Raw genomic sequence first — 22111 nt, forward strand, 5'->3', positions numbered from 1 at the left:
CCGCCGACGCCGAACTCGCCTGCCTCGACGCTGCCAGTGCTCCGCAGTGAGCCGTCGCGCATCTTCCTCATGCCGACCAGCGGCGGGGTCGGCCGCTGCTGGTAGTCGGGGGGGCGAAGTGCATCGCGCCTTCGGGCCAGAGGGCGAGGTAGGCCGTACCGTCCGGAGTGCGAGCGGCGATGACGCGCTCGGGGGCCGGGGCCGGGCCCGTCCAGTCCGTCGTGGCGAAGGCTGGCTCGTGACCCAGCCGCTGGGTGATCATGGCCCGGAAGTTCGCCACCGACTCCTCGACGCCCGCGTCCGAGTTGGAACTTGCGGCCGATGCAGGCGGGCGGTCTGGCCGGCTGCGGCTACTGCTTGCGTCGTCCGAAGAGTGGCATGGTGCCTCCGTGGTGTCGTGGCAGTGGTCGGGTGCGAGCGACGTACGGCGGCCTGCCGTGCGATAGGGCGGGGTGCCGTCAGGCGGTGCCGGCGGCGGCCGGCCCGAAGCCCAGGCGCGCGAGGTAGGCCCGGCAGCGGGTCTTCCAGTCCGACTCGGACGTGTTCGACAGGCACTTCTCCAGCAGGTGCGCAGCGGCGGCTTGGAGCCCCTCGCGGGCGATGGCGGCCTCGTGCGTCTCCAGGGCGTCGGCGAGCCTGCGCTTGCTGCCCGAGTCCTCCATGTCGAGCATCTCCAGGGCGTCGATCGCGGCAGGCAGGTTCATGTCCAGGAGGACCGGGACCAGGCGCCGCGGTATCCCCACGTCGTCCGAGGCGTTGGCCACTGCGACGACGTGCTCGAACAGGGCCGGGTCGACCGGTCTGGCCGCGTGCAGGTCGCCGAGGAGCTCCACAGTCATCCGCTGTACCCCCTGTTCGGTGCTGGCCAGCAGCGAGAGCAGGGCGTCCTCGTCCAGCGTTCCGCGGGCGGCCAGGGCGCGCAGCGCCGCCTTGCGAAGCCGCTTGTCCTCCCACTCGTCCACGGCGATGGCCTGGGCCACCCTGAGGTCGGTCATGGTCAGCCGCGCGGGGTCGGTGAGCAGCGGCACGGTCGCTCTCCTCCGGTTGCGGTCCTCCAACTGCCCGAGCGCGATGTCGAAGAGCTTCGAGAGTTCGCGGCGGAGAACGTTCCGGAAGATTCCTGGGCTGTAGGCGACGGCCGTCAGCCGCCTTTCCTCCTCGATCTCCCGTAACGTCGCGATCAGACTCCTCTCCTGTTCCGGCAGTACCGAGAGGTCGGCGGGTGGCGGGAACGTCGAATTCAGGGTGAGGTATCTCTGGTACGTCTTGTCCAGGCAGAGCACCAGGAACGGCTTTCCGGCCAGCAGGGCCTCGGTCACCTCCGTCTCCCAGGTGATGCGTCCGATCTGCTCCACGATGACGAATACGCAGACATCCGCCTCCTGGACCGTCGCCCGGGAATTCTCTTCCCAGTCCGACGTGGCGGAGTTGATGTAGTTCACCGTGCCGGAAAGGAAGTGGTACGGAACCCCGCCGAAATCCCCGACGAGGACGGGGATGTGGCACGTCGAGGAGGGATGCGTGCCCCCGCCCGTGGACGGCGACTTGGGAGTCGACCTGATACCCACGGCTGACTGTGACCTCCACCCATCAGCGGGGCCGTTGCCGTGCCGGGGCAAGGAGACCAGGCCCAGTCTGCTGGGGGTTGGGCAACGTCCAAGAAGTGCCGGATCGTCAACGCCGCCCTGAACGGCAAGCCCGACGTGAAGCACGGCGCCCACCTCGAATACTGGGCCTATGCCTGGAACGGCAGCCGCCGAGTGCAGGTCGTCGTTGTCGTCCAGAACGCGCGCAAGACCCAAGACGGACGTTACGATGCCGGCCGCGGTCAGAAGATCGGCGTCATCACCGCCTATTGCAAGGGCATGACCAAGTGCCCGAACTGGCTCAACCAATGACATCGTCGACGAGTGACTTCCATGCATGGAGACGTCGCGGAGCAGCAGGCGGACATCACCCGTCTGCTGCTCCACCACATCCACGCGCCCCTTCCTGATGCCCAGTTCATCCGGGGGGTTCTTCCCGCGCCGCCCCCTGCCGAGGCGATCCGCATCGTCACCGGCGCTCAGAACGCCCGCATCCCGGACGAGTTGACCGCCTGGGAGATCCCCCTCCGTTCCGCTGACGACCCCGAGGACCTAGTGGGTGCCGACGACTCCCTCGGCATCCTGCGGGCCCTTCACACTGGCACCCACATCTATCCCAGTGACCGCATCGGCAGCGTGATGGGCATGATGCTCGTCCGTGTGGACCTCACGACGGTCGACCCCGTCGCCCCGGGCGCGGCCGACAACGCCTTCACCATCCTGCGCAGCCTCACCTACCCCTGGACCGAAGAGCGGCCCGCTCTCCGCCTCCGTGGCTTCCTTCTGCAAGACCCGGACCGGCTGCGCCTTTACTTCGACAGCGAGGGTACCGTCGACGTGACCGCTGTCGACGTACGAGCGTCCGGCGCGATCACCGCGCTGCTCGCCGCCATCCGGCCTCTGATCACCGAGGAAGAGCGCATCTCTGTAGATGACACCGACCCGCACTGCTCCCGCCTTGTGGACCTCACGGACTGGTGACATTCGAACAGAGTCGAACCCTTCGCAACGGCGGCCGCGGCCTCGCGGCCGCCGGTTTCTGCCGGCCGTCAAAGGACGGCCTCCGATGACCAGCGACCACCAACAACGACCAAGGCGGGTGCCGCACCAACCGGTGCCGCACCCGCCCTCGTCCCCGCTGGACCGTCGCTAGACCCACGTATCCAGCCACATCCTGTTCCGCCACTGATCCACCGGAATCGGGATCCCCGTGTACAGCGGATAGAAGTAGATGAAGTTCCAGATGATCAGCAGCACCAGCACCCCCGCGCCGATCGCCCCGAGCGCCCGCCTGCGCTCGTCCGAGCCCGGTGGCCCCAGCATCGCGCCCAGCATCATCGCCACCGCCAGACACAGGAACGGCACGAACACCACCGCGTAGAACAGGAAGATCGTGCGCTCCTGGTAGAAGAACCAGGGCACCCACCCGGCCGCGACGCCGCAGGCGATCGCGCCCGCGCGCCAGTCGCGGCGGAACAGCCAGCGCCACAGGATGTAGCAGATCGCGAAGCACGCCGCCCACCACAGCAGCGGTGTGCCGAGCGCCAGCACCTCGCTCGCGCACTTGTCCCCGGCGTTGACCGGGCAGCCTCCGGTGCCCGCCTTCGGGTCCTCGTAGTAGTACGAGACCGGGCGGCCCAGCACGATCCAGCTCCACGGGTTCGACTGGTAGGTGTGGCCGGAGGTCAGATTGACGTGGAACTCGTAGACCTCGTTCTCGTAGTGCCACAGGCTGCGCAGCCAGTCCGGCAGCCAGGTGAAGCTGCCGCCCTTGCCGTCCTTCTCGGCCCAGTCCCTGAAGTAGCCCTTGTCGGTGACGATCCAGCCGGTCCACGAGGCGATGTACGTGGCGATCGCGACCGGCACCGTTGAGACGAAGGCCGGTACGACGTCCTTCCGGAGCACCGCCTTGTGCGGCTGCACCGCGCCCGCCGTCCGGCGGGCGCCGACGTCCCAGAGGACCGTCATCAGGCAGAACGCGACCATCACATAGAGGCCGTTCCACTTGGTGCCCGCGGCCAGGCCCAGCATCAGGCCGGCCGCCAGCCGCCAGGGCCGCCAGCCGAGCCGCAGCGTCTCCGCGACCGTGGCGTCCGGCCGCAGGACCCCCTCCTCGTCCGTCGGGAGCGCTGCCGCAAGCTTTCTGCGCGCCCAGTCCCGGTCGATGACCAGACACCCGAAGGCCGCAAGCACGAAGAACATCAGCACCTGGTCGAGCAGCGCCGTGCGGCTCATCACGAAGTGCAGGCCGTCGAAGGCGAGCAGCGTGCCCGCAAGGCAGCCCAGGAACGTCGAGCGGAACAGCCTCCTGCCGATCCGGCAGAGCATCAGTACCGACAGCGTGCCGAGCACGAAGACCATGAACCGCCAGCCGAACGGCGTGAACCCGTAGAAGTGCTCGCCGATGCCGATGACCCACTTGCCGACCGGTGGATGCACCACATAGCCGGGGTCGGTGGGGACCGGGACGCTGGAGGGATCGATCAGGATCCGCTTGTCGACGTCCTTCGGCCAGCTCCCCTCATACCCCTGGTTGATCAGGGCCCAGGCGTCCTTGGCGTAGTACGTCTCGTCGAATATCACCGCGTCCGGCTTGCCGAGGTTCCAGAACCGCAGCACGCCCGCGACCAGCGCCACCAGCAGCGGCCCGCCCCAAGCAGCCCAGCGCAGCAGCGGGTTCACGACCGCCGGAGGGATGCCGAACACCTGCCACAGCCGCTCGGAGGGGCGGGTGTAGGGCGGCACCAGGCGGTCGCGCAGCCCGATCACGGGCCGGGGCGCGTAGCCGAATCTGCGCAGTCGCTGCTGCCAGTCTGGCGGCTGCCGATCGGCGTCCTTGCCCTGCAGGGTCTGTGGCGCGGTACTGGTCACCGCGCCATCGTAGGGAACGCGACTGTGCGAGTCGTGCGACTGGTCCTGCGAGGATGGCCTGTGTGACAGGAACGCTGGTACTCGCAGGGACGCCCATCGGCGATGTCGCGGACGCGCCGCCGCGGCTCGCCGCCGAGCTGGAGGGCGCCGACATCGTGGCCGCCGAGGACACCCGGCGGCTGCGCCGGCTCACCCAGGCGCTCGGTGTGCACACCCGGGGCCGGGTCGTGTCGTACTTCGAGGGCAATGAGACCGCCCGTACGCCGGAGCTGGTCGAGGCACTGGTGGGCGGCGCCCGGGTGCTGCTGGTCACCGACGCCGGAATGCCGTCCGTCTCCGACCCCGGCTACCGGCTCGTCGCCGCGGCCGTCGAGAAGGACATCAAGGTCACGGCGGTGCCGGGGCCGTCCGCCGTGCTGACCGCGCTCGCCCTGTCCGGGCTGCCCGTGGACCGTTTCTGCTTCGAGGGCTTTCTGCCGCGCAAGGCGGGCGAGCGTCTCGGCAGGCTGCGCGAGGTCGCCGACGAGCGGCGGACTCTCGTGTATTTCGAGGCGCCGCACCGGCTCGACGACACCCTCGCCGCGATGGCCGAGGTCTTCGGCGCCGAGCGCCGGGCCGCGGTGTGCCGCGAACTGACGAAGACGTACGAGGAGGTCAAGCGCGGCGGTCTCGGCGAGCTCGCGGCGTGGGCCGTCGAGGGCGTACGCGGTGAGATCACCGTTGTCGTCGAGGGCGCGCCCGAGACCGGGCCCGGTGAGCTGGACCCCGCCGAGCTGGTGCGCAGGGTGCGGGTGCGCGAGGAGGCGGGGGAGCGGCGCAAGGAGGCCATCGCCGCGGTCGCCGCGGAGGCGGGGCTTCCCAAGCGAGAGGTGTTTGATGCCGTGGTCGCGGCAAAGAACGCGGATCGGCCGGTCCCCGCGGACGGTAAAGGACTATCGTAAAAAGCAAAGCGCAGACCGTGTCCTGAGCGTTTCTGCATGGGAAGGCCAAAGACCACACCATTAATCGACAGGCGCTGATGCGCTCCCGCTCGAATGGGCGTCCACTGGTCGGTGGAGAGGAGCTGGCATGAGTGAGATCACAGGCGCCGCCAAGGTCCACGAGGCATACGCCTTCGCTTGCATGCGCTGCGGGCACGGCTGGGAAGAGTCGTACGAGATAGAGCACCACGTCGACATATCCGGGCATGAATTCGTCATCTACAAGGCCGGCGGTCTGCGGGTGCCCTCCCCGCTCTCGAGCCCGAGCTGCCCGACCTGCGGGGGACATGTCGTGCGGATCATGCGGTCGGGGCAGGTCTCCTCACTGCATGGCCTCATGGCGCAGGCCGGGTCGATCGCAGGGCCATGGCCGAGCGAGGGGCCCCGACAGCCCGAGCAGATCAAGAAGCCCGAGAAGACCGAAAAGCCGGAAAAGGTAGAGCCCGCGGAACCTGGCCATCACTGGCACCTCTCCGATCTCCTGCACCCCTTCCACCGCAAATGAAGTCACGGGCGCGAGCCTCGTAGGATCGCGCCCATGAGTTCGAAGTCCGCACCACCGCCGCTGCCCGAACCGCTCCGGGTGGCGGTCGCCGATTCGCACACCCACCTGGACATGCAGGAGGGCACCGTTGAGGAGGCGTTGGCCAGGGCCTCGGCAGTGGGCGTGACCACCGTCGTCCAGGTCGGCTGCGACATCAAGGGCTCCCGCTGGGCCGCTCAGACGGCAGCGGCCCACGACAGCGTGTGGGCCGCGGTCGCCCTGCATCCCAACGAGGCCCCGCGCATCGTGCTGGGGGACCCGGACGGCTGGTCCCGGCAGGGTGCGCGCGAGGCCGGCGGCGATGCCGCGCTCGACGACGCGCTCGCCGAGATCGACCGGCTGGCCGCCCTCGACCAGGTGCGGGCCGTCGGAGAGACGGGCCTCGACTACTTCCGTACCGGCCCCGAGGGCATGGCCGCCCAGGAGCGTTCCTTCCGCGCGCACATCGAGATCGCCAAGCGGCACGGCAAGGCGCTGGTCATTCACGACCGCGAGGCGCACGCCGACGTACTGCGGATTCTCGCCGAGGAGGGCGCTCCCGAGCGCACCGTCTTCCACTGCTATTCCGGTGACGCGGAAATGGCACAAGTGTGCGCGGCCGCGGGCTACTTCATGTCCTTCGCCGGCAATGTGACCTTCAAGAACGCCCAACCGCTGCGCGACGCGCTCGCCTTCGCCCCGCTGGAACTGGTACTCGTCGAAACGGACGCTCCCTTTCTCACTCCGGCGCCGTACCGCGGACGGCCCAATGCGCCGTATCTCATTCCGATCACGGTGCGGGCGATGGCGGCGGTGCGGGGCGTCGACGAGGACACGCTGGCCGCGGCGATTTCGGCTAATACGGCCAACGCCTTTGATTACTGAGCGATAACAGGGGCCGACGCACGCGCAGGGCAGCGGCACGACACTGCGTAGTCGAATCGCTTTGGAGAGTGACCGGAGCTCCGATAGGGTCCCGGCCCGCAACGCCATCGGGCGGACCGGACCGGACCTACGGAGCGTCGTGAGCAATTCGCAGGGCAGTCATCGTGCCGCGGGGGCGGCAGAGCCGTACGAAGCGCCTGCAGGGTCGTACGGGACGACTCCGTCGTACGAGTGGTACGAGCGGTACGAGCCGTACGAGTCGGTCGCGGGGTTGGGCGGCCGTGCCGCCGCCAACCGGGTGGCAGCGCCGTACGAAGCGTCCACCTGGGCGTACGAGTGGCATGAAGCCCCCACCTTGGCGCACCACGAGCGGCATGAAGCGCCGACCTCGGCATACGAGGGGCCTGAAGCGCCCACCTTGGCGTACGGGCCGTACCCGTCGGCGTACACCCCGACCGTGCCGGCGCTGCCGCGTCAGAGCTTTGTTCCCGACGAGCACGCCAGGTCCGCCACTGCCTCAACTCCCGTGCCCACGCGCGTGCCCGCTCCCGTGCCCGTCCCCACCCCTGCGCCGGCCGCCGGTCGTGCCGAAGCCCGTCGCGCCGCTCGACGTCGCAGATCCGGCGGCAAGCCCGACGCCCTGCGCCGGCTCATCCCGCAGGCCCTCGTCGTCGCCTTCCTGGCCGGCGGCACCTCGGCCTTCGTCGCCAGCGACAAGGCGGTGCGGCTCACCGTCGACGGCGTGCCGCGCACCATGCACACCTTCGCCGACGATGTGCACGAGCTCCTGCAGGACGAGGGCCTGGCCGTCAGCGCGCACGACATCGTCGCCCCGGGCCCCGGCTCGGTCCTCGCCAGCGGTGACGAGGTCGTTGTCCGCTACGGCCGGCCCGTCACGCTCACCCTGGACGGCCAACCCCGCCGGGTGTGGACCACGGGGCGCACCGTCGACGATGCCTTGCGGCAGCTCGGGGTGCGGGCCGAAGGCGCGTATCTGTCCGCGTCCCGCTCCCAGGCGATCTCCCGCCGGGGCCTCGCGCTCGACGTACGGACCGAACGCACCGTGACCTTCATGGCCGACGGCCGCGAGCACACGATCCGCACCAACGCGGCGACCCTGCGCGAGGCGCTGGACGAGGCCGGGATCGAGCTGGGCGACGAGGACACCACGTCCGTGCCGCCCGGCAGCTTCCCGCGCGACGGTCAGACCGTCACCGTCATGCGCATCACACGCACCAGACAGGTGCGCGAGGAGCCGATCGGCTACAAGACCGAGAAGACCCGCGACAGCTCGCTCTTCGTCGGCACCCAGGTCGTCGTACGGCAGGGCAGGGCGGGCGCGCGCCAGGTCACCTACGCCCTGCGGACGGTCAACGGCGTGCGGCAGAAGCCGAAGAAGATCGCCGAGAGGGTGCTGCGGGAGCCGGTCACCGAGCGGGTGGTGGTGGGCACCAAGCCGCTGCCGACCTCTGTGGAGGGCGCGGACGGACTGAACTGGAGCGCCCTCGCGCACTGCGAGTCCGGCGGGCGTCCCGACGCGGTCGACCCGTCGGGGAACTACGGCGGGCTGTACCAGTTCGACACCGGGACCTGGCACTCGCTGGGCGGCAGCGGGCGGCCGCAGGACGCACCCGCGGCGGAACAGACGTACCGGGCGAAGAAGCTCTACGTGCAGCGGGGGGCGAGTCCGTGGCCGCACTGCGGCCGTAGGCTGTATCGGTGAGCACCACTGAGCCCGACGCACTCCTCGGCCCCGCCGACATCCGTGAACTGGCCGCAGCGCTGGGCGTACGCCCCACCAAGCAGCGCGGCCAGAACTTCGTCATCGACGCCAATACCGTCCGCAGGATCGTGCGCACGGCCGAGGTGCGCGAGGACGACGTGGTCGTCGAGGTCGGCCCGGGCCTCGGGTCGCTGACCCTGGCCCTGCTGGAGGCGGCGGACCGGGTCGTCGCGGTCGAGATCGACGATGTGCTGGCGGGGGCGCTGCCGTCGACGATTCTGGCGCGGCTGCCGGAGCGGGCCACGCACTTCTCGCTGGTCCACTCCGACGCGATGCTGGTGCAGGAGCTGCCGGGGCCCGCGCCGACGGCCCTGGTCGCGAACCTGCCGTACAACGTGGCCGTGCCGGTCCTGCTTCACATGCTGGACCGCTTCCCGACGATCGAGCGCACGCTGGTGATGGTGCAGGCGGAGGTCGCGGACCGGCTGGCGGCCTCGCCAGGCAACAAGGTCTACGGCGTCCCGTCGGTCAAGGCGAACTGGTACGCCGACGTGAAGCGGGCCGGGTCGATCGGCCGCAATGTCTTCTGGCCCGCGCCGAATGTGGACTCGGGTCTGGTGTCGCTGGTGCGCAGGTCCGAGCCGGTGAAGACGACGGCCTCGAAGAAGGAGGTCTTCGCGGTGGTCGACGCGGCGTTCGCGCAGCGGCGCAAGACGCTGCGGGCGGCGCTGGCGGGGTGGGCGGGATCGCCCGCGGCGGCGGAGAAGGCGCTGGTGGCCGCGGGAATCTCGCCGCAGGCCCGGGGCGAGTCCCTCACGGTCGAGGAGTTCGCACGGATCGCGGAGGCCAAGGCGTGAGCGTGACGGTACGGGTGCCGGCGAAGGTCAACGTCCAGCTGGCGGTGGGGGGTGCGCGGGCCGACGGCTTCCACGACCTCGCCAACGTCTTCCTGGCGGTGTCCCTGTACGACGAGGTGACGGTGAGCCCCGCGTCGTCGCTGACGATCACCTGCTCGGGCCCGGACGCGGCGCAGGTCCCGCTGGACCGTACGAACCTGGCGGCGCGGGCGGCGGAGCTCCTGGCGGCGCGGCACGGTCTGTCCCCCGACGTGCACATCCATATCGCCAAGGACATCCCGGTGGCGGGAGGCATGGCGGGCGGCAGCGCGGACGGAGCGGGTGCGCTGCTCGCGTGCGACGTGCTGTGGGGACTGGGTTCGTCGCGATCCGAACTCCTCTCCATCTGTGCGGAGTTGGGCAGCGATGTCCCCTTCAGCCTGGTGGGGGGCGCGGCACTGGGCACGGGCCGTGGCGAGATGCTCACCGAGCTCGAGGTGGGCGGCGACTTCCACTGGGTGTTCGCGGTGGCGGACGGCGGTCTGTCGACGCCGGCGGTGTACGGGGAGTTCGACCGCCTGAACGAGGGCGTCGCGGTCCCGGCCCCGGTCGCGTCCCCGGCCCTCCTCGACGCGCTGCGCACGGGCGACGCGACGGCCCTGGCGGGTGCGCTGGCGAACGACCTCCAGCCCGCGGCGCTTTCGCTGCGGCCTTCGCTGTCGGCGACGCTGGAGGCGGGCATGGCGGCGGGCGCGCTGGCGTCCCTGGTCTCGGGCTCGGGACCGACGACGGCGTTCCTGACGAAGGACGAGGAGTCGGCGCGGTCGGTGGCGGAGGCGCTGCTGGGCTCGGGCACGTGCCGGGCGGCGAGGGTGGCGTCGTCCCCGGCGGGCGGCGCGACGGTTGTGGCCCGGGCCTGACTCATCCCCCACCCCGCCCGTTCCCGCGTGGTGGTGTGACCGTACTCAGGCCACGGTTGAGTACGAGCGCCCTCACGCACCCCCTCGCCCCCGCGGCACCGTACCCCCATGGGATCAAGCGTTCGTGAGCTCGCCGCCGCCACACCCGGGACGCGGGACAGGTATGTCGACCTCCTGCGGGTCGCCTCGCTGGGGACCGTCGTGCTCGGGCACTGGCTGATGGCCGTCGTCACCGGGGACGAGGTCGGCAATCTCCTCGCCGTGGTGCCCGGGCTGCAACTGCTCACCTGGGTGCTGCAGATCATGCCCGTGTTCTTCTTCGTCGGCGGCTTCTCGCACGCCCTCTCCTACCGTTCCCTGCGCCGCAAGCAGCCCGACGGCTCGGTCTACTCCGCCTTTCTGCGGGCCCGCCTCCAGCGGCTCCTGCGGCCCACCGTGGTGTTCATCCTCGTGTGGGGAGCCGCCGCGCTGATCGTTCAACTCCTCGGCGGCGACAGCGGATTGACCGGCGTCGCCATGCGGCTCGTCGCGCAGCCGCTCTGGTTCATCGGGATCTACCTCGCGATGGTCGCCTTCACCCCGCCGCTGCTGAAGCTCCATGAGCGGTACGGATGGGGGGCCTTCGGTGCCCTCGTCGCGGGTGCCGTCCTCGTCGACGTGGCGCGCTTCGCCGGGCACGTGCCCTTCGTCGAGTTCCTGAACTTCGCCTTCGTCTGGCTCGCCGTCCACCAACTCGGCTTCCTGCGCGCCGACGGCCGCATACGGATGCCCGTCGCCCTCGCCGCCGCCGGGCTGGCCGGGGCCGCCGCGCTCGTCGCGTTCGGGCCGTACCCCCTGTCCATGGTCGGGATGCCCGGCGAGAAGGTCTCCAACATGGCCCCGCCCACCCTCGCGCTCCTGTGCCACGGGCTGTGGCTCGTCGGCGCGGTGGAGCTGCTCCGGGCGCCCGGCGCCCGGTTCGCTGCCCGCCCGAAGGTCTGGCGCGGTGTCGTCGCGGCCAACGGGGTCGCCATGACCGCGTTCCTGTGGCACCTCACCGCGATGCTCGGGGTGTACGGCGCGATGCTCGCCCTCGACGTCACGCTGCCCGCGCCCGCCACCGCCGCGTGGTGGGCCCAGGTCCCGGTCCGTATCGCCGCCGCGCTCGTCCTCACGGCGCTCCTGGTCACTGCGTTCCGTTCCTTCGAACGACCCGCATCCGCCAAACCCGGCCCGGGCTCCGGCGGACCCGTCGCCGCCCTCGGCATCACACTCTGCCTCTTCGGCGTCCTCGGCCTGTCCATGGTCGGCTTCGGCGGAATGCTTCAGGGCCGGACCGCGATGCTCGTCGCCGTACGCGTAACCGCGCCGGTCGCCGTCGCCATGGCCCTCGTCGGCTGGCTGCTCGTCGAGCGCGCGGGCCGCCGGACCCCGAGGCCTGTCGTCTCCTAGCGGGCCCCGCAGCCGTGCCACCCCGTACCTCGGCCCTTGATCGACCGCCGCACGTTGTCGGACGCCCCGCGACGACTAGGCTGGGACGTCGATCCATCCCCCGGTACAGGAGTGAAATGGCCGTCAATCTGGTCAATGTCGAGGCAGTCAGCAAGGTGTACGGAACCCGTGCCCTGCTCGACGGAGTCTCCCTCGGCGTCTCCGAGGGGGATCGCATCGGCGTCGTCGGCCGCAACGGCGACGGCAAGACGACCCTCATCCGCATGCTCGCCAAGCTGGAGGAGCCCGACACCGGGCGGGTCACCCAGAGCGGCGGGCTGCGGCTCGGCGTGCTCACGCAGCACGACTCGCTCGACCCCGCCGCGACCGTCCGGCACGAGGTCATCGGCGACCTGGCCGACCACGAGTGGGCGGGCAACGCACGCATCCGCGACATCCTCACCGGGCTCTTCGGCGATCTGCACCTGCCCGGCTTCGAGCAGGGCCTGGACACCGTCATCGGCCCGCTCTCCGGTGGCGAGCGCCGCCGTATCGCGCTCGCCAAGCTGCTCATCGCCGAGCAGGACCTGATCGTCCTCGACGAGCCCACCAACCACCTCGACGTCGAGGGCATCGCCTGGCTGGCCAAGCATCTGCAGGCGCGCCGCTCCGCGCTCGTCTGCGTCACCCACGACCGCTGGTTCCTCGACCAGGTCTGTACGCGGATGTGGGACGTCCAGCGCGGCTCGGTGTACGAGTACGAGGGCGGCTACAGCGACTACGTCTTCGCGCGCGCCGAGCGCGAGCGCATCGCGGCCACCGAGGAGACCAAGCGGCAGAACCTGGTGCGCAAGGAGCTGGCCTGGCTGCGGCGCGGCGCCCCCGCCCGTACCTCCAAGCCGCGCTACCGCATCGAGGCCGCCAACGAGCTGATCGCCGATGTGCCGCCGCCCCGGGACACCAGCGAGCTCATGAAGTTCGCCGGCGCCCGCCTCGGCAAGACCGTCTTCGACCTGGAGAACGTGACGGTCCAGGCCGGACCCAAGGTGCTGCTGAAGCATCTGACGTGGCAGCTCGGTCCCGGCGACCGCGTCGGCCTGGTCGGCGTGAACGGCGCGGGCAAGACCTCCCTGCTGCGCGCGCTCGCCGATGCCGCCCGCACGCAGGGCGACGCACAGCCCGCGGCCGGCCGGGTCGTCGTCGGAAAGACCGTCCGCCTCGCCTACCTCTCGCAGGAGGTCACCGAGCTCGACCCGAATCTGCGGGTGCTGGAGGCCGTCCAGCGGGTGCGCGACCGCGTCGACCTCGGCAAGGGCCGCGAGATGACGGCGGGTCAGCTGTGCGAGCAGTTCGGCTTCACCAAGGAGAAGCAGTGGACGCCCGTCGGCGATCTGTCCGGCGGTGAGCGGCGCCGGCTCCAGCTGCTGCGGCTGCTGATGGACGAGCCGAACGTCCTCTTCCTCGACGAGCCCACCAACGACCTCGACATCGAGACCCTGACCCAGCTGGAGGACGTGCTCGACGGCTGGCCGGGCTCGATGGTCGTCATCTCCCACGACCGGTTCTTCATCGAGCGGACGACGGACAAGACGTTCGCGCTGCTGGGCGATGCGACCCTGCGGATGCTGCCGCGCGGCATCGACGAGTATCTGGAGCGCCGTCAGCGGATGCTTGAGACGGCTGCCCCGGCCGCCGTCGCGGCTCCCGTTCCCGCCGTCACGGAGAAGTCCGCGGCCGATGTCCGCGCGGCGAAGAAGGAGTTGCAGAAGATCGAGCGGCAGCTCGACAAGCTCTCCGAGAAGGAGTCCAAGCTGCACGGCCAAATCGCCGACAACGCGACGGACTTCGAGAAGGTGGCGAAACTCGACGCGGAGCTGCGGGAACTGGCGGGCGAGCGCGAGGAGTTGGAACTGCGCTGGCTGGAGCTCGCCGAAGAGGCGTAGCAAAGCCGAAGAGGCGTAGAGAAATCGTGGAGATCCCGCCGGGCTCATCGTGCGGGCAGACCTCGGACCTCCGGGCGTAACAGCAGCATCACGGGCCGGTCCTCCCTTGGGAACAGGGGTGCACCGGCCCCTCGTTCGAGAGTGCCCGAATGATAGAAAGAACTCCCGCTCGACTGACGTGAAACAGCGGTATCCATGTCCGAAACGCTCCTTTCCGGGTCGAGTGCTCGCCGGAATAGCGGGGGAGTCCGGCCGGGCAGCGGACCGTACGAAGGGGGAAGCGCTGATGACTCAGCCGCCCAGCCAGCAACCGCCGGGGGGCTTCGGAGCTCCGCAGGACCCTCAGTCCGGGGTTCCTCAGCCGCCCGCGCAGCCGCCCCAGATGCCGCCCGTACCGCAGGGACCGCCGCAGACTCCGCCGCCCGCGGCCCCTCCCGGCGCCCCTGGCTACGGCTATCCGCAGCAGCCGCCCGCCCAGCCCGGTTACGGCTACCCGCAGCAGGCCCCCGGCCAGCCGGGTCCGTACAACCAGCAGCCCGGCCCGTACAACCAGCAGCCGGGGCCCTACGGCGGCTACCCGACGCAGCCGCAGTACCCGGGTGCGCCCACCCCGCCCGGCGGCGGTGGCGGCAACTTCTTCACGAAGAAGCCCGGCGTCATCATCGCCGCGGCCGTGGCCGGACTGCTGGTGATAGGCGGCGGGACCTACCTGGCGCTCAGCGGCGGTGACGACAAGAAGGACGACAAGCAGAACGTCGGCAAGAGCGACGGCCCCAAGCCGTCCGGCTCGCCGTCCGTCGACGAGGGCGACGGCAGCGGCACCGGCCGGGACGGGAACGACGACCTCAACGCCGGGCGCAAGCCGGGCGAGGCGAAGGTGCTGTTCCTGACGAAGAACGACGTCGACCTGCCGCGCAACGGCGCGGAGGTGTTCGGGCCGTGGACGGCCGGCGACATCGTGGCCAAGGGCATGTACAAGGAGGTCGTCGGCTACTCGGCCGCCGACGGCAAGAAGAAGTGGACCCTGCCGCTCGCTGCCCAGATCTGCTCCGCGCCGAGCCAGACCACGACCGACGGCAAGATCGTCGTCGGGATCAAGGACGGTCTCACGGAGAAGGCCAAGTGCCTGGTGCTCCAGCAGATCGATCTGAAGACCGGCAAGGCGGGCTGGAAGAAGTCGATCCCGGAGGGCAGCGGCTTCTCCGCACTCTCCGACTTCACCCTGTCGATCAGCGGCAACACCCTCGCGGCGGGTGGCTCCGGCAACTCCTACGGCTTCTCGATGGCCGACGGCAGACAGCTCTTCAAGGGCCCCACGGAAGGCTGCAAGCCGTTCGCCTTCGCCGGCGGCCCCAAGCTGTTCGCCGCAGCGAGCTGCCCCACCTCGGACTACGACAAGCCCAAGCAGCAGCTGTCGGAGGTCGACCCGGCCACGGGCAAGGCCAAGTGGACGTACAAGACCCCGGTCGGCTGGGAGATCGACAAGGTCTACTCGGCCAGGCCGCTCGTCGTCTCCATCACGCAGCGTGAGCCGAAGAAGTGGGCCATCATCGCGCTCAAGGACAACGGCACGCTGCGCTCGCAGATCGCCGGCGGCAAGGACAAGTTCGCGCCGCGCTGCGGCGGTGCGTTCGTGGTCTTCGGCCACAACCTCGAGGGCTGCACCGGTGTCGCCGCCGACGCCTCGAACTTCTACATGGCGACCGAGACCGCCTACGGCACGGCCAATGAGGTCGTCGCCTTCAGCCTGGACACCGGCAAGGAGAAGTGGCGTTCGCCCGCCGGCGGCGAGCGCAAGATGACGCCGCTGCGGATGGAGGGCGGGAACGTCCTCGTCTACATGGACGCGAAGTACGACGCCGGTGGCGCGGTCGCCGCGATCGCTCCGACGGGTGGCGCGCCGAAGGTGCTGCTCCAGCACCCGGCCTCGACCGCCGAGATCGAGAGCTCCTTCTTCTCCGCGCACATGGTGTACGCGGACGGCCGGTTCTTCCTCGCCAGCGGCCGCGTCAGCGCCAGCAATGACGCGGAGGAGAAGGAGACGAAGACCATGATGGCCTTCGGCAAGTGACCGCGTACTGATCGCGCACTGAGCGCGTACTGAGCGCGCAACGAGTCATTCCGCCCCAACTCCCTTTCGCCAGCATCCTTTCGAGGTACGTACGCCATGACGCAGCCGCCCCCGCCGCCCAACCAGCCCCCGCAGGGAGGTGGGTTCGGCGCGCCCCAGGATCCTCCGCCAGGAGGCTTCGGAGCCCCGACGCCGCCCCCGCAGGACCCTTCGTACGGCTATCCGCAGACGCCGCCGCCCGCCCAGCCTCCGCAGACGCCGCCGGGGCAGCCGGGCTACGGCTACCCGCAGACACCGCCGGGTCAGCCCGGTTACGGCTACCCGCAGGCTCCGGGCCAGGAGCCGGGCTACGGCTATCCGCAGACTCCGCCCGGACAGCCGGGGCAGCCCGGTCAGCCGCCGGGACAGCCGGGCTTCGGCTACCCGACGCAGCCCATGCAGCCGCAGTACATGCCGCCCCAGCCCGGCGGCAGCGGCGGCAAGAAGCTGAGCACGCAGATGCAGATCATCATCGCGGCGTCCCTCGCCGTGGTGCTGATCGTCGGCGGCGGCATCTGGTTCGCCTCCTCCAAGGGCGGCGACGGCAAGAAGGACGAGAGCAAGAGCAGTTCGGGCGGCGGATCCGAGGGCTCCACCGGCGGCGAGAAGAACGGCGGCAAGGCCGCCGACGGCCCCGGCAAGGAGAAGGCCCCCGCCAACATCCACTCCAAGGTGGCCTTCCAGCTGCCGGAGCCCCCGCGCACCGACATCACCAGCGTCAAGGGCTCCTGGGTCACGGACAAGGCCTACGTCAAGCCCGGCATCAACTCCCTCGTCGGCCATGACGCGGCCAAGGGCACCCCGCTGTGGACCCTCCCGCTCCCCGGCCAGATCTGCGCGGCCTCCCGCCATGTCTCCGAGGACAACAAGGCCGCGATCGTCTTCGAGGCCGCCAAGCGGCTTCCGCCGAAGAACTTCCAGAAGTGCACCGAGGTCGGCGTCGTCGACCTCGGCACCGGCAAGCTGCTGTGGAGCAAGTCCGTCAAGGGCGACAAGTCCGGTGACGAAAAGGCCGCCTTCAGCGAGATCACCCAGAGCGGCACCACGGTCGCCGCGGGCGGCACCGACGGCGGCGCGGCCTTCGACCTCAACAGCGGCGCGGTCCGCTGGAAGCCCACGGTCAACGCCGAGGGCTGCTACGACATGGGGTACGGCGGCGGCCCGGCGCTCGTCGCGGCGCGCAAGTGCGGTACGTACGACAACCCGCAGGTCATCATCCAGGGCCTGAATCCGGACAACGGCACCCCGGCGTTCTCGTACAAGCTGCCGGCCGGCGTCGGCTACGCGAGCATCGTCTCCACCAAGCCGCTGGTCGTCGCCGCCGACGTCGGCGACACCGGCTCCGGCGGTATCTCGGACTTCTTCTCGCTGGACGACAAGACCGGTGCGCTGAAGGCCAAGATCTCGGCGACGGGCGACAAGTTCCAGGCGCGCTGCGGGTCCACCGAGGTCGAGCAGTGCCAGAAGGTCGTCGTCGGAAACGGCCGGATCTATCTGCCGACTGCGGACCACGAAGGCTCCGGTGAGTTCGGCGACACCAACGAGATCGTGTCCTTCGACCTCGCCACCGGAAAGCCCACCAGCGACCGCGCGGACGCGGGCGACCGGTACACGATGTTCCCCATCCGCATGGACGGCGGCAACATCATCGCGTACAAGTGGCCCCCTTACGACAAGGGCGGCCAGGTCGTCAGCATCGACGGCAGCACCTTCAAGCAGACGGTGCTGGTGGAGAACCCGGCCGACAAGGCGGTACGGGAGGCGGAGACCGCCTTCTCCACGGACTACGCCGAATACCGCTATGCGAATGGCCGGCTTTACATCGGTGCGGTGCTGATGAGCAAGCCGTCCTCCTCGTCGTTCGGGAAGAAGTACCTGGCTGTCGCGTTCAGCACGGCCGACTGACCCCTCGCTCGCGGGGTAACCCGGCCCATGGCCCGGCACATCCGATCTTCGATGTGCCGGGCCTCGGTCATAAGTAGCCCTGTTTGGCGAAGAATTCGGCACTCTGGGGGACTTCTGCCGAGTTAGGGGCGCGCGATGTCGAACAAGCGTGTAGCTTGCCGGGGCAGAGGGCCGGGGGGCCAGCACCAGCGGGGATTGGGGTTGCTCGATGGGCGTGCGGCTCATGGTGGTGGACGATCATCGACTGCTCGCCGAGGCGCTCGCCTCGGCCTTGAAACTGCGCGGGCACCGGGTTCTCGCCGCGGCCGCGCCCGCGGCCGGCGCGGCCGAGCTGGTGATCAGCAGGGCGCCCGAGGTGTGCCTGCTGGGCACGGCGACGCCCGCCGAACCGGGGGCGTTCGACCCGATCGTCAGGATCAAGCGGGAGCGGCCGCAGGTCGCCGTGGTGGTACTCGGCCCGGTGCCGAGCCCGCGCGGGATTGCCGCGGCCTTCGCCGCCGGCGCCTCCGGCTACGTACGGCACGACGAGCGCATCGAGGGCGTCGAACGCGCCATGGTCAAGGCACGGGCGGGTGAGGCGGTGGTGGCTCCGCAGCTGCTGCAGGGCGCGTTCGCCGAGCTGCTCAACCCGGCCGCCCAGCCGGACGACGAGGGCCAGCGGCTGCTCCAGCTGCTCACCCCGCGCGAGGTCGAGGTGCTGGTCCGGGTCGCCGAGGGTGAGGACACCCGGCTGATCGCGGCCGGCATGGGGATAGCGCCGAGCACGGCCCGTACGCATGTGCAGCGGGTGCTGATGAAGCTGGGGGTCGGCTCCCGGCTGGAGGCGGCGGCGCTGGCCGCGCGCACCGGGCTGCTCGACCGGGCGATCGTCTCGGCACCGCCCGGGCCCGAAGCGCAGTAGCGACCACACATCGTCGTACAGGGCGTGCGCCGTCGGGCGCAGCTTCGGCCCGCACACGTAGCTGCGCTGTTCGCGCGCCGTATGCCCCCTGGTCGGGACCTCTCATCTGCCCGCAAGCGCTCTCTACGCTGCCGGGCCCGCCCATTGACGCCGCCTGTTGGCTTGTGGTTTGTTGTGTGCGGTTCTGTTTTGTTGGGAGGCTGAGGGAGCCCCATAGTGAAGAAGACGTCGACCCGGCTAGCCGACGGTCGTGAGCTGCTCTACTACGACTCCCGCGACGACGCCGTACGCGACGCCGTCGACCGGCGCCCGCTCGATCCCATCGCCACCACCTCCGAGATCCGCCACGACCCGCTGCTCGGCGACTCGGTCGCCATCGCCTCGCACCGCCAGGGCCGCACCTACCACCCGCCGGCCGACGAATGCCCGCTCTGCCCCTCCCGGAACGGACGCCTCAGCGAGATCCCGGCCGCCGACTACGACGTCGCCGTCTTCGAGAACCGTTTCCCCTCACTCGCCGGCGACTCCGGACGCTGCGAGGTCGTCTGCTTCACCTCCGACCACGACGCCTCCTTCGCCGACCTCAGCGAGGAGCAGGCCGCGCTGGTCCTCGACGCCTGGACCGACCGCACCGCCGAGCTCGCCGAACTTCCGCAGGTGGAGCAGGTCTTCTGCTTCGAGAACCGGGGCGCGGAGATCGGCGTGACGCTGGGGCATCCGCACGGCCAGATCTACGCGTACCCCTTCGTGACGCCGCGGACCTCGCTCATGCTGCGTTCGGCCGCCGAGCACCGGGCCAGGACCGGCCGCAATCTCTTCGACGACATCGTCGAGCAGGAGCGCCTGGCGGGCTCGCGTGTGGTGCTGCAGGGCGAGCACTGGGTCGCCTTTGTGCCGTATGCGGCGCACTGGCCGTACGAAGTGCATCTGTACCCGCGCCGGCGCGTGCCGGACCTGCGGGCGCTGGGCGACGCGGCACGCACAGAGTTCCCACAGATCTATCTGGAACTCTTGAGGCGCTTCGACCGGATCTTCGGGGAGGGCGAACCGCCGACGCCGTACATCGCGGCCTGGCACCAGGCGCCCTTCGAGGGGCCCGGCCGAGGTGACTTCGGGCTGCATCTCGAGCTTTTCACCATCCGCCGCTCTTCCGGCAAGCTGAAGTTCCTCGCGGGTTCGGAGTCCGGTATGAGCGTGTTCATCAACGACGTGCCGCCGGAAACCGCGGCCGAGCGACTGCGAGAGGTAGCGAGTTCATGAGTGGGAAGTACCTGGTCACCGGCGGTGCGGGCTATGTCGGCAGCGTGGTCGCCCAGCACCTGCTGGAGGCGGGTCACCAGGTGACCGTCCTCGACAACCTCTCCACCGGCTTCCGGGAGGGCGTGCCCGCGGGCGCGGACTTCATCGAGGGAGACATCCGCGACGCCGCCAAATGGCTGGACTCCACATACGACGCGGTGCTGCACTTCGCCGCCTTCTCGCAGGTCGGCGAGTCCGTGCTGAAGCCCGAGAAGTACTGGGACAACAACGCCGGCGGGACGATGGCGCTGCTCGCGGCGATGCGTTCGGCGGGGGTGCGCACGCTGGTCTTCTCCTCCACCGCGGCGACATACGGCGAACCGGTCTCGACGCCGATCACCGAGTCCGACCCGACCGCGCCGACCAGCCCGTACGGCGCGTCGAAGCTGGCCGTCGACCACATGATCACGGGGGAGGCGGCGGCGCACGGCCTGGCGGCGGTGTCTCTGCGGTACTTCAACGTGGCGGGGGCGTACGGCAGTTGCGGCGAGCGCCACGACCCCGAGTCCCACCTCATTCCCCTGGTGCTCCAGGTCGCCCTGGGCAGGCGCGAGTCGATCTCCGTCTTCGGGGACGACTATCCGACGCCGGACGGGACCTGCGTACGGGACTACATCCATGTCGCGGACCTGGCTCAGGCGCATCTGCTGGCGCTGGACGCGGCGGTCGCGGGCGAGCACCTGATCTGCAACCTCGGCAACGGCAACGGCTTCTCGGTGCGCGAGGTCATCGAGACGGTCCGGGAGGTCACCGGGCATCCGGTCCCGGAGGTCGTGGCCGATCGCCGGGCCGGCGACCCTGCGGTGCTCGTCGCGTCCGCCACGACCGCGCGCGAGCGGCTCGGCTGGAACCCGTCCCGCGCGGATCTGGCGGGGATCGTTGCGGACGCATGGGAGTTCGCCCGGGCAAGGGAGGGCGCTTCATGAGTGACGGAGTGTGGGCGGCACCGGGCCGGGTGAATCTGATCGGTGAACACACCGACTACAACGGCGGCTTTGTGATGCCCTTCGCGCTGCCGCACACCACCGTCGCCACCGTTTCCCGGCGAAACGACGGTGTGCTGCGGCTGCACTCGGCGGACGTCGCGGGCGGTGCGGTCGAACTGCGCCTCGACGATCTCGAGCCGGGCCGCGGCCCCGGGGGCTGGACCGACTACCCGGCGGGCGTGGTCTGGGCGCTGCGGGACGCTGGCCATGCGGTGGGCGGGGCGGACATCCACTACGAGTCGACGGTGCCGACGGGGGCGGGCCTCTCCTCCTCCGCGGCGCTGGAGGTCGTCACCGCGCTGGCCCTGAACGATCTGTACGAACTGGGCCTTCAGCGCCCGCGGATGGCGCGACTGTGCCAGCGCGCCGAGAACGAGTACGTCGGTGCGCCCACCGGGATCATGGACCAGACGGCGTCGGCGTGCTGCACCGAGGGCCATGCGCTGCACCTGGACACCCGGGACCTCGCGCAGCGCCAGATCCCCTTCGACCTGGCGGCGCGCGGCCTCGAACTGCTGGTGGTCGACACCCGCGTCAAACACGCGCACAGCGACGGGGAATACGGCAAGCGCCGCGCGGGCTGCGAGTCGGCTGCGGCCGCACTGGGCGTCCCGGCGCTCCGGGACATCCCGTACGAGGGACTTCTCGCGGCCCTCGACCGGCTGGCCGACCCGGAGCTGAGGCCCCTGGCCAGGCACATCGTGACCGAGAACCACCGCGTCGAGCGAGTGATCGCTCTCCTGGAGGCGGGCGAGGTCCACGCGATAGGCCCGGTCCTGACCGAGGGTCATGCATCCCTGCGGGACGACTTCCGGGTCTCCTGCCCGGAGCTGGACCTGGTGGTCGACACGGCGCTGGAGGCGGGGGCGCTGGGGGCGAGGATGACAGGGGGCGGTTTCGGCGGCTCGGCGATCGTCCTGACGGACACCTCTCAGTCCGCGGCGGTACGCACGTGTCTGTCTGAGGCGTTCGCATCGGCGGGCCACAAGGCTCCCCGGATCTTCCCGGCGACCCCTTCGCGAGGCGCTGGGCGTGTGTCCTGACGGAGTGTTCCGGGCCGTTCGCCGAGCAGCCTGCGACGATCTTTGTCGACTTCTGCCTCAATACGAAACATCTGGCACACCGTAAACAGCCTGGCCAATCAGTTCTGCAAATAGGCTTCCGCTCCAGCCCCCCAGCCGTACTCTGATGCTCAGCACCGGTGGGGGCCGGTGTTGATCAGGGGGCGAGACA

At 70.2% G+C, this 22111-nt stretch carries 19 protein-coding genes; 16 read left to right on the plus strand and 3 right to left on the minus strand.

What is annotated here, in order from left to right; genetic code table 11:
* Nucleotides 1–67: 67 nt before the first annotated feature.
* Together OG729_RS23155 and OG729_RS23160 are read right to left on the minus strand one after the other, a co-directional pair.
* Nucleotides 68–262 (minus strand): hypothetical protein, encoded by a 195-nt coding sequence (locus OG729_RS23155; protein WP_405807947.1) that lies wholly within the window; start codon nt 260–262, stop codon nt 68–70.
* Between the two features lie 196 nt (nt 263–458).
* Nucleotides 459–1568, minus strand: a complete 1110-nt coding sequence (locus tag OG729_RS23160) for a hypothetical protein (protein ID WP_405807948.1) — start codon at nt 1566–1568, stop codon at nt 459–461.
* Nucleotides 1569–1607: 39 nt separating this feature from the next.
* Here OG729_RS23160 and OG729_RS23165 point away from each other — a divergent pair, with 39 nt between their 5' ends.
* Both OG729_RS23165 and OG729_RS23170 read left to right on the plus strand, forming a co-directional pair.
* Nucleotides 1608–1898: a hypothetical protein gene (locus OG729_RS23165; RefSeq protein ID WP_405807949.1), complete on the plus strand. Its 291-nt coding sequence runs from the start codon at nt 1608–1610 to the stop codon at nt 1896–1898.
* Nucleotides 1899–1910: 12 nt separating this feature from the next.
* Nucleotides 1911–2567, plus strand: coding sequence for a hypothetical protein (locus tag OG729_RS23170; protein ID WP_405807950.1), 657 nt, complete (start codon nt 1911–1913; stop codon nt 2565–2567).
* 168 nt (nt 2568–2735) lie between these two features.
* On the opposite strand, the gene OG729_RS23175 is transcribed toward OG729_RS23170, so the two are convergent.
* The gene (locus tag OG729_RS23175; RefSeq protein WP_405807951.1) at nt 2736–4457 is read right to left on the minus strand and encodes a dolichyl-phosphate-mannose--protein mannosyltransferase; all 1722 of its coding nucleotides are present in this window, start codon (nt 4455–4457) and stop codon (nt 2736–2738) included.
* A gap of 53 nt (nt 4458–4510) precedes the next feature.
* On the opposite strand from OG729_RS23175, the gene rsmI reads away from it, so the two are divergent.
* The 14 genes from rsmI (at nt 4511) to galK (ending at nt 21921) form a co-directional block, all read left to right on the plus strand.
* Nucleotides 4511–5398 (plus strand): 16S rRNA (cytidine(1402)-2'-O)-methyltransferase, encoded by an 888-nt coding sequence (gene rsmI / locus OG729_RS23180; RefSeq protein WP_405807952.1) that lies wholly within the window; start codon nt 4511–4513, stop codon nt 5396–5398.
* Between the two features lie 127 nt (nt 5399–5525).
* Entirely contained in the window at nt 5526–5942 is a 417-nt protein-coding gene (locus OG729_RS23185; RefSeq protein WP_360881810.1) for a hypothetical protein, read from the plus strand.
* A 33-nt stretch (nt 5943–5975) separates the two neighbouring features.
* Nucleotides 5976–6845 (plus strand): TatD family hydrolase, encoded by an 870-nt coding sequence (locus tag OG729_RS23190; RefSeq protein WP_405807953.1) that lies wholly within the window; start codon nt 5976–5978, stop codon nt 6843–6845.
* A gap of 139 nt (nt 6846–6984) precedes the next feature.
* Nucleotides 6985–8568, plus strand: a complete 1584-nt coding sequence (locus tag OG729_RS23195) for a ubiquitin-like domain-containing protein (protein ID WP_405807954.1) — start codon at nt 6985–6987, stop codon at nt 8566–8568.
* On the plus strand, nt 8565–9425 hold the full coding sequence (gene rsmA, locus OG729_RS23200) for a 16S rRNA (adenine(1518)-N(6)/adenine(1519)-N(6))-dimethyltransferase RsmA (RefSeq protein ID WP_360881804.1): 861 nt from the start codon (nt 8565–8567) through the stop codon (nt 9423–9425). The genes OG729_RS23195 and rsmA overlap by 4 nt, the downstream gene beginning before the upstream one ends.
* Nucleotides 9422–10324, plus strand: a complete 903-nt coding sequence (locus OG729_RS23205) for a 4-(cytidine 5'-diphospho)-2-C-methyl-D-erythritol kinase (RefSeq protein ID WP_405807955.1) — start codon at nt 9422–9424, stop codon at nt 10322–10324. The genes rsmA and OG729_RS23205 overlap by 4 nt, the downstream gene beginning before the upstream one ends.
* 108 nt (nt 10325–10432) lie before the next feature.
* Complete coding sequence (locus tag OG729_RS23210) at nt 10433–11755, plus strand: acyltransferase (protein ID WP_405807956.1); 1323 nt, start codon at nt 10433–10435, stop codon at nt 11753–11755.
* Nucleotides 11756–11871: 116 nt separating this feature from the next.
* The gene (locus OG729_RS23215; RefSeq protein ID WP_405807957.1) at nt 11872–13677 is read left to right on the plus strand and encodes an ABC-F family ATP-binding cassette domain-containing protein; all 1806 of its coding nucleotides are present in this window, start codon (nt 11872–11874) and stop codon (nt 13675–13677) included.
* A 286-nt stretch (nt 13678–13963) separates the two neighbouring features.
* On the plus strand, nt 13964–15748 hold the full coding sequence (locus OG729_RS23220) for a PQQ-binding-like beta-propeller repeat protein (protein ID WP_405807958.1): 1785 nt from the start codon (nt 13964–13966) through the stop codon (nt 15746–15748).
* Nucleotides 15749–15844: 96 nt separating this feature from the next.
* On the plus strand, nt 15845–17692 hold the full coding sequence (locus tag OG729_RS23225; protein ID WP_405807959.1) for a PQQ-binding-like beta-propeller repeat protein: 1848 nt from the start codon (nt 15845–15847) through the stop codon (nt 17690–17692).
* Nucleotides 17693–17900: 208 nt separating this feature from the next.
* The gene (locus OG729_RS23230) at nt 17901–18593 is read left to right on the plus strand and encodes a LuxR C-terminal-related transcriptional regulator (protein ID WP_404724792.1); all 693 of its coding nucleotides are present in this window, start codon (nt 17901–17903) and stop codon (nt 18591–18593) included.
* 216 nt (nt 18594–18809) lie between these two features.
* The gene (gene galT, locus OG729_RS23235) at nt 18810–19853 is read left to right on the plus strand and encodes a galactose-1-phosphate uridylyltransferase (protein WP_405807960.1); all 1044 of its coding nucleotides are present in this window, start codon (nt 18810–18812) and stop codon (nt 19851–19853) included.
* The gene (galE, locus tag OG729_RS23240) at nt 19850–20818 is read left to right on the plus strand and encodes a UDP-glucose 4-epimerase GalE (protein WP_360881788.1); all 969 of its coding nucleotides are present in this window, start codon (nt 19850–19852) and stop codon (nt 20816–20818) included. The genes galT and galE overlap by 4 nt, the downstream gene beginning before the upstream one ends.
* On the plus strand, nt 20815–21921 hold the full coding sequence (gene galK, locus OG729_RS23245) for a galactokinase (RefSeq protein ID WP_405807961.1): 1107 nt from the start codon (nt 20815–20817) through the stop codon (nt 21919–21921). The genes galE and galK overlap by 4 nt, the downstream gene beginning before the upstream one ends.
* Nucleotides 21922–22111: the final 190 nt, after the last annotated feature.

The sequence above is a fragment of the Streptomyces sp. NBC_00210 genome, from assembly GCF_045160975.1.
Lineage (GTDB): Bacteria > Actinomycetota > Actinomycetes > Streptomycetales > Streptomycetaceae > Streptomyces.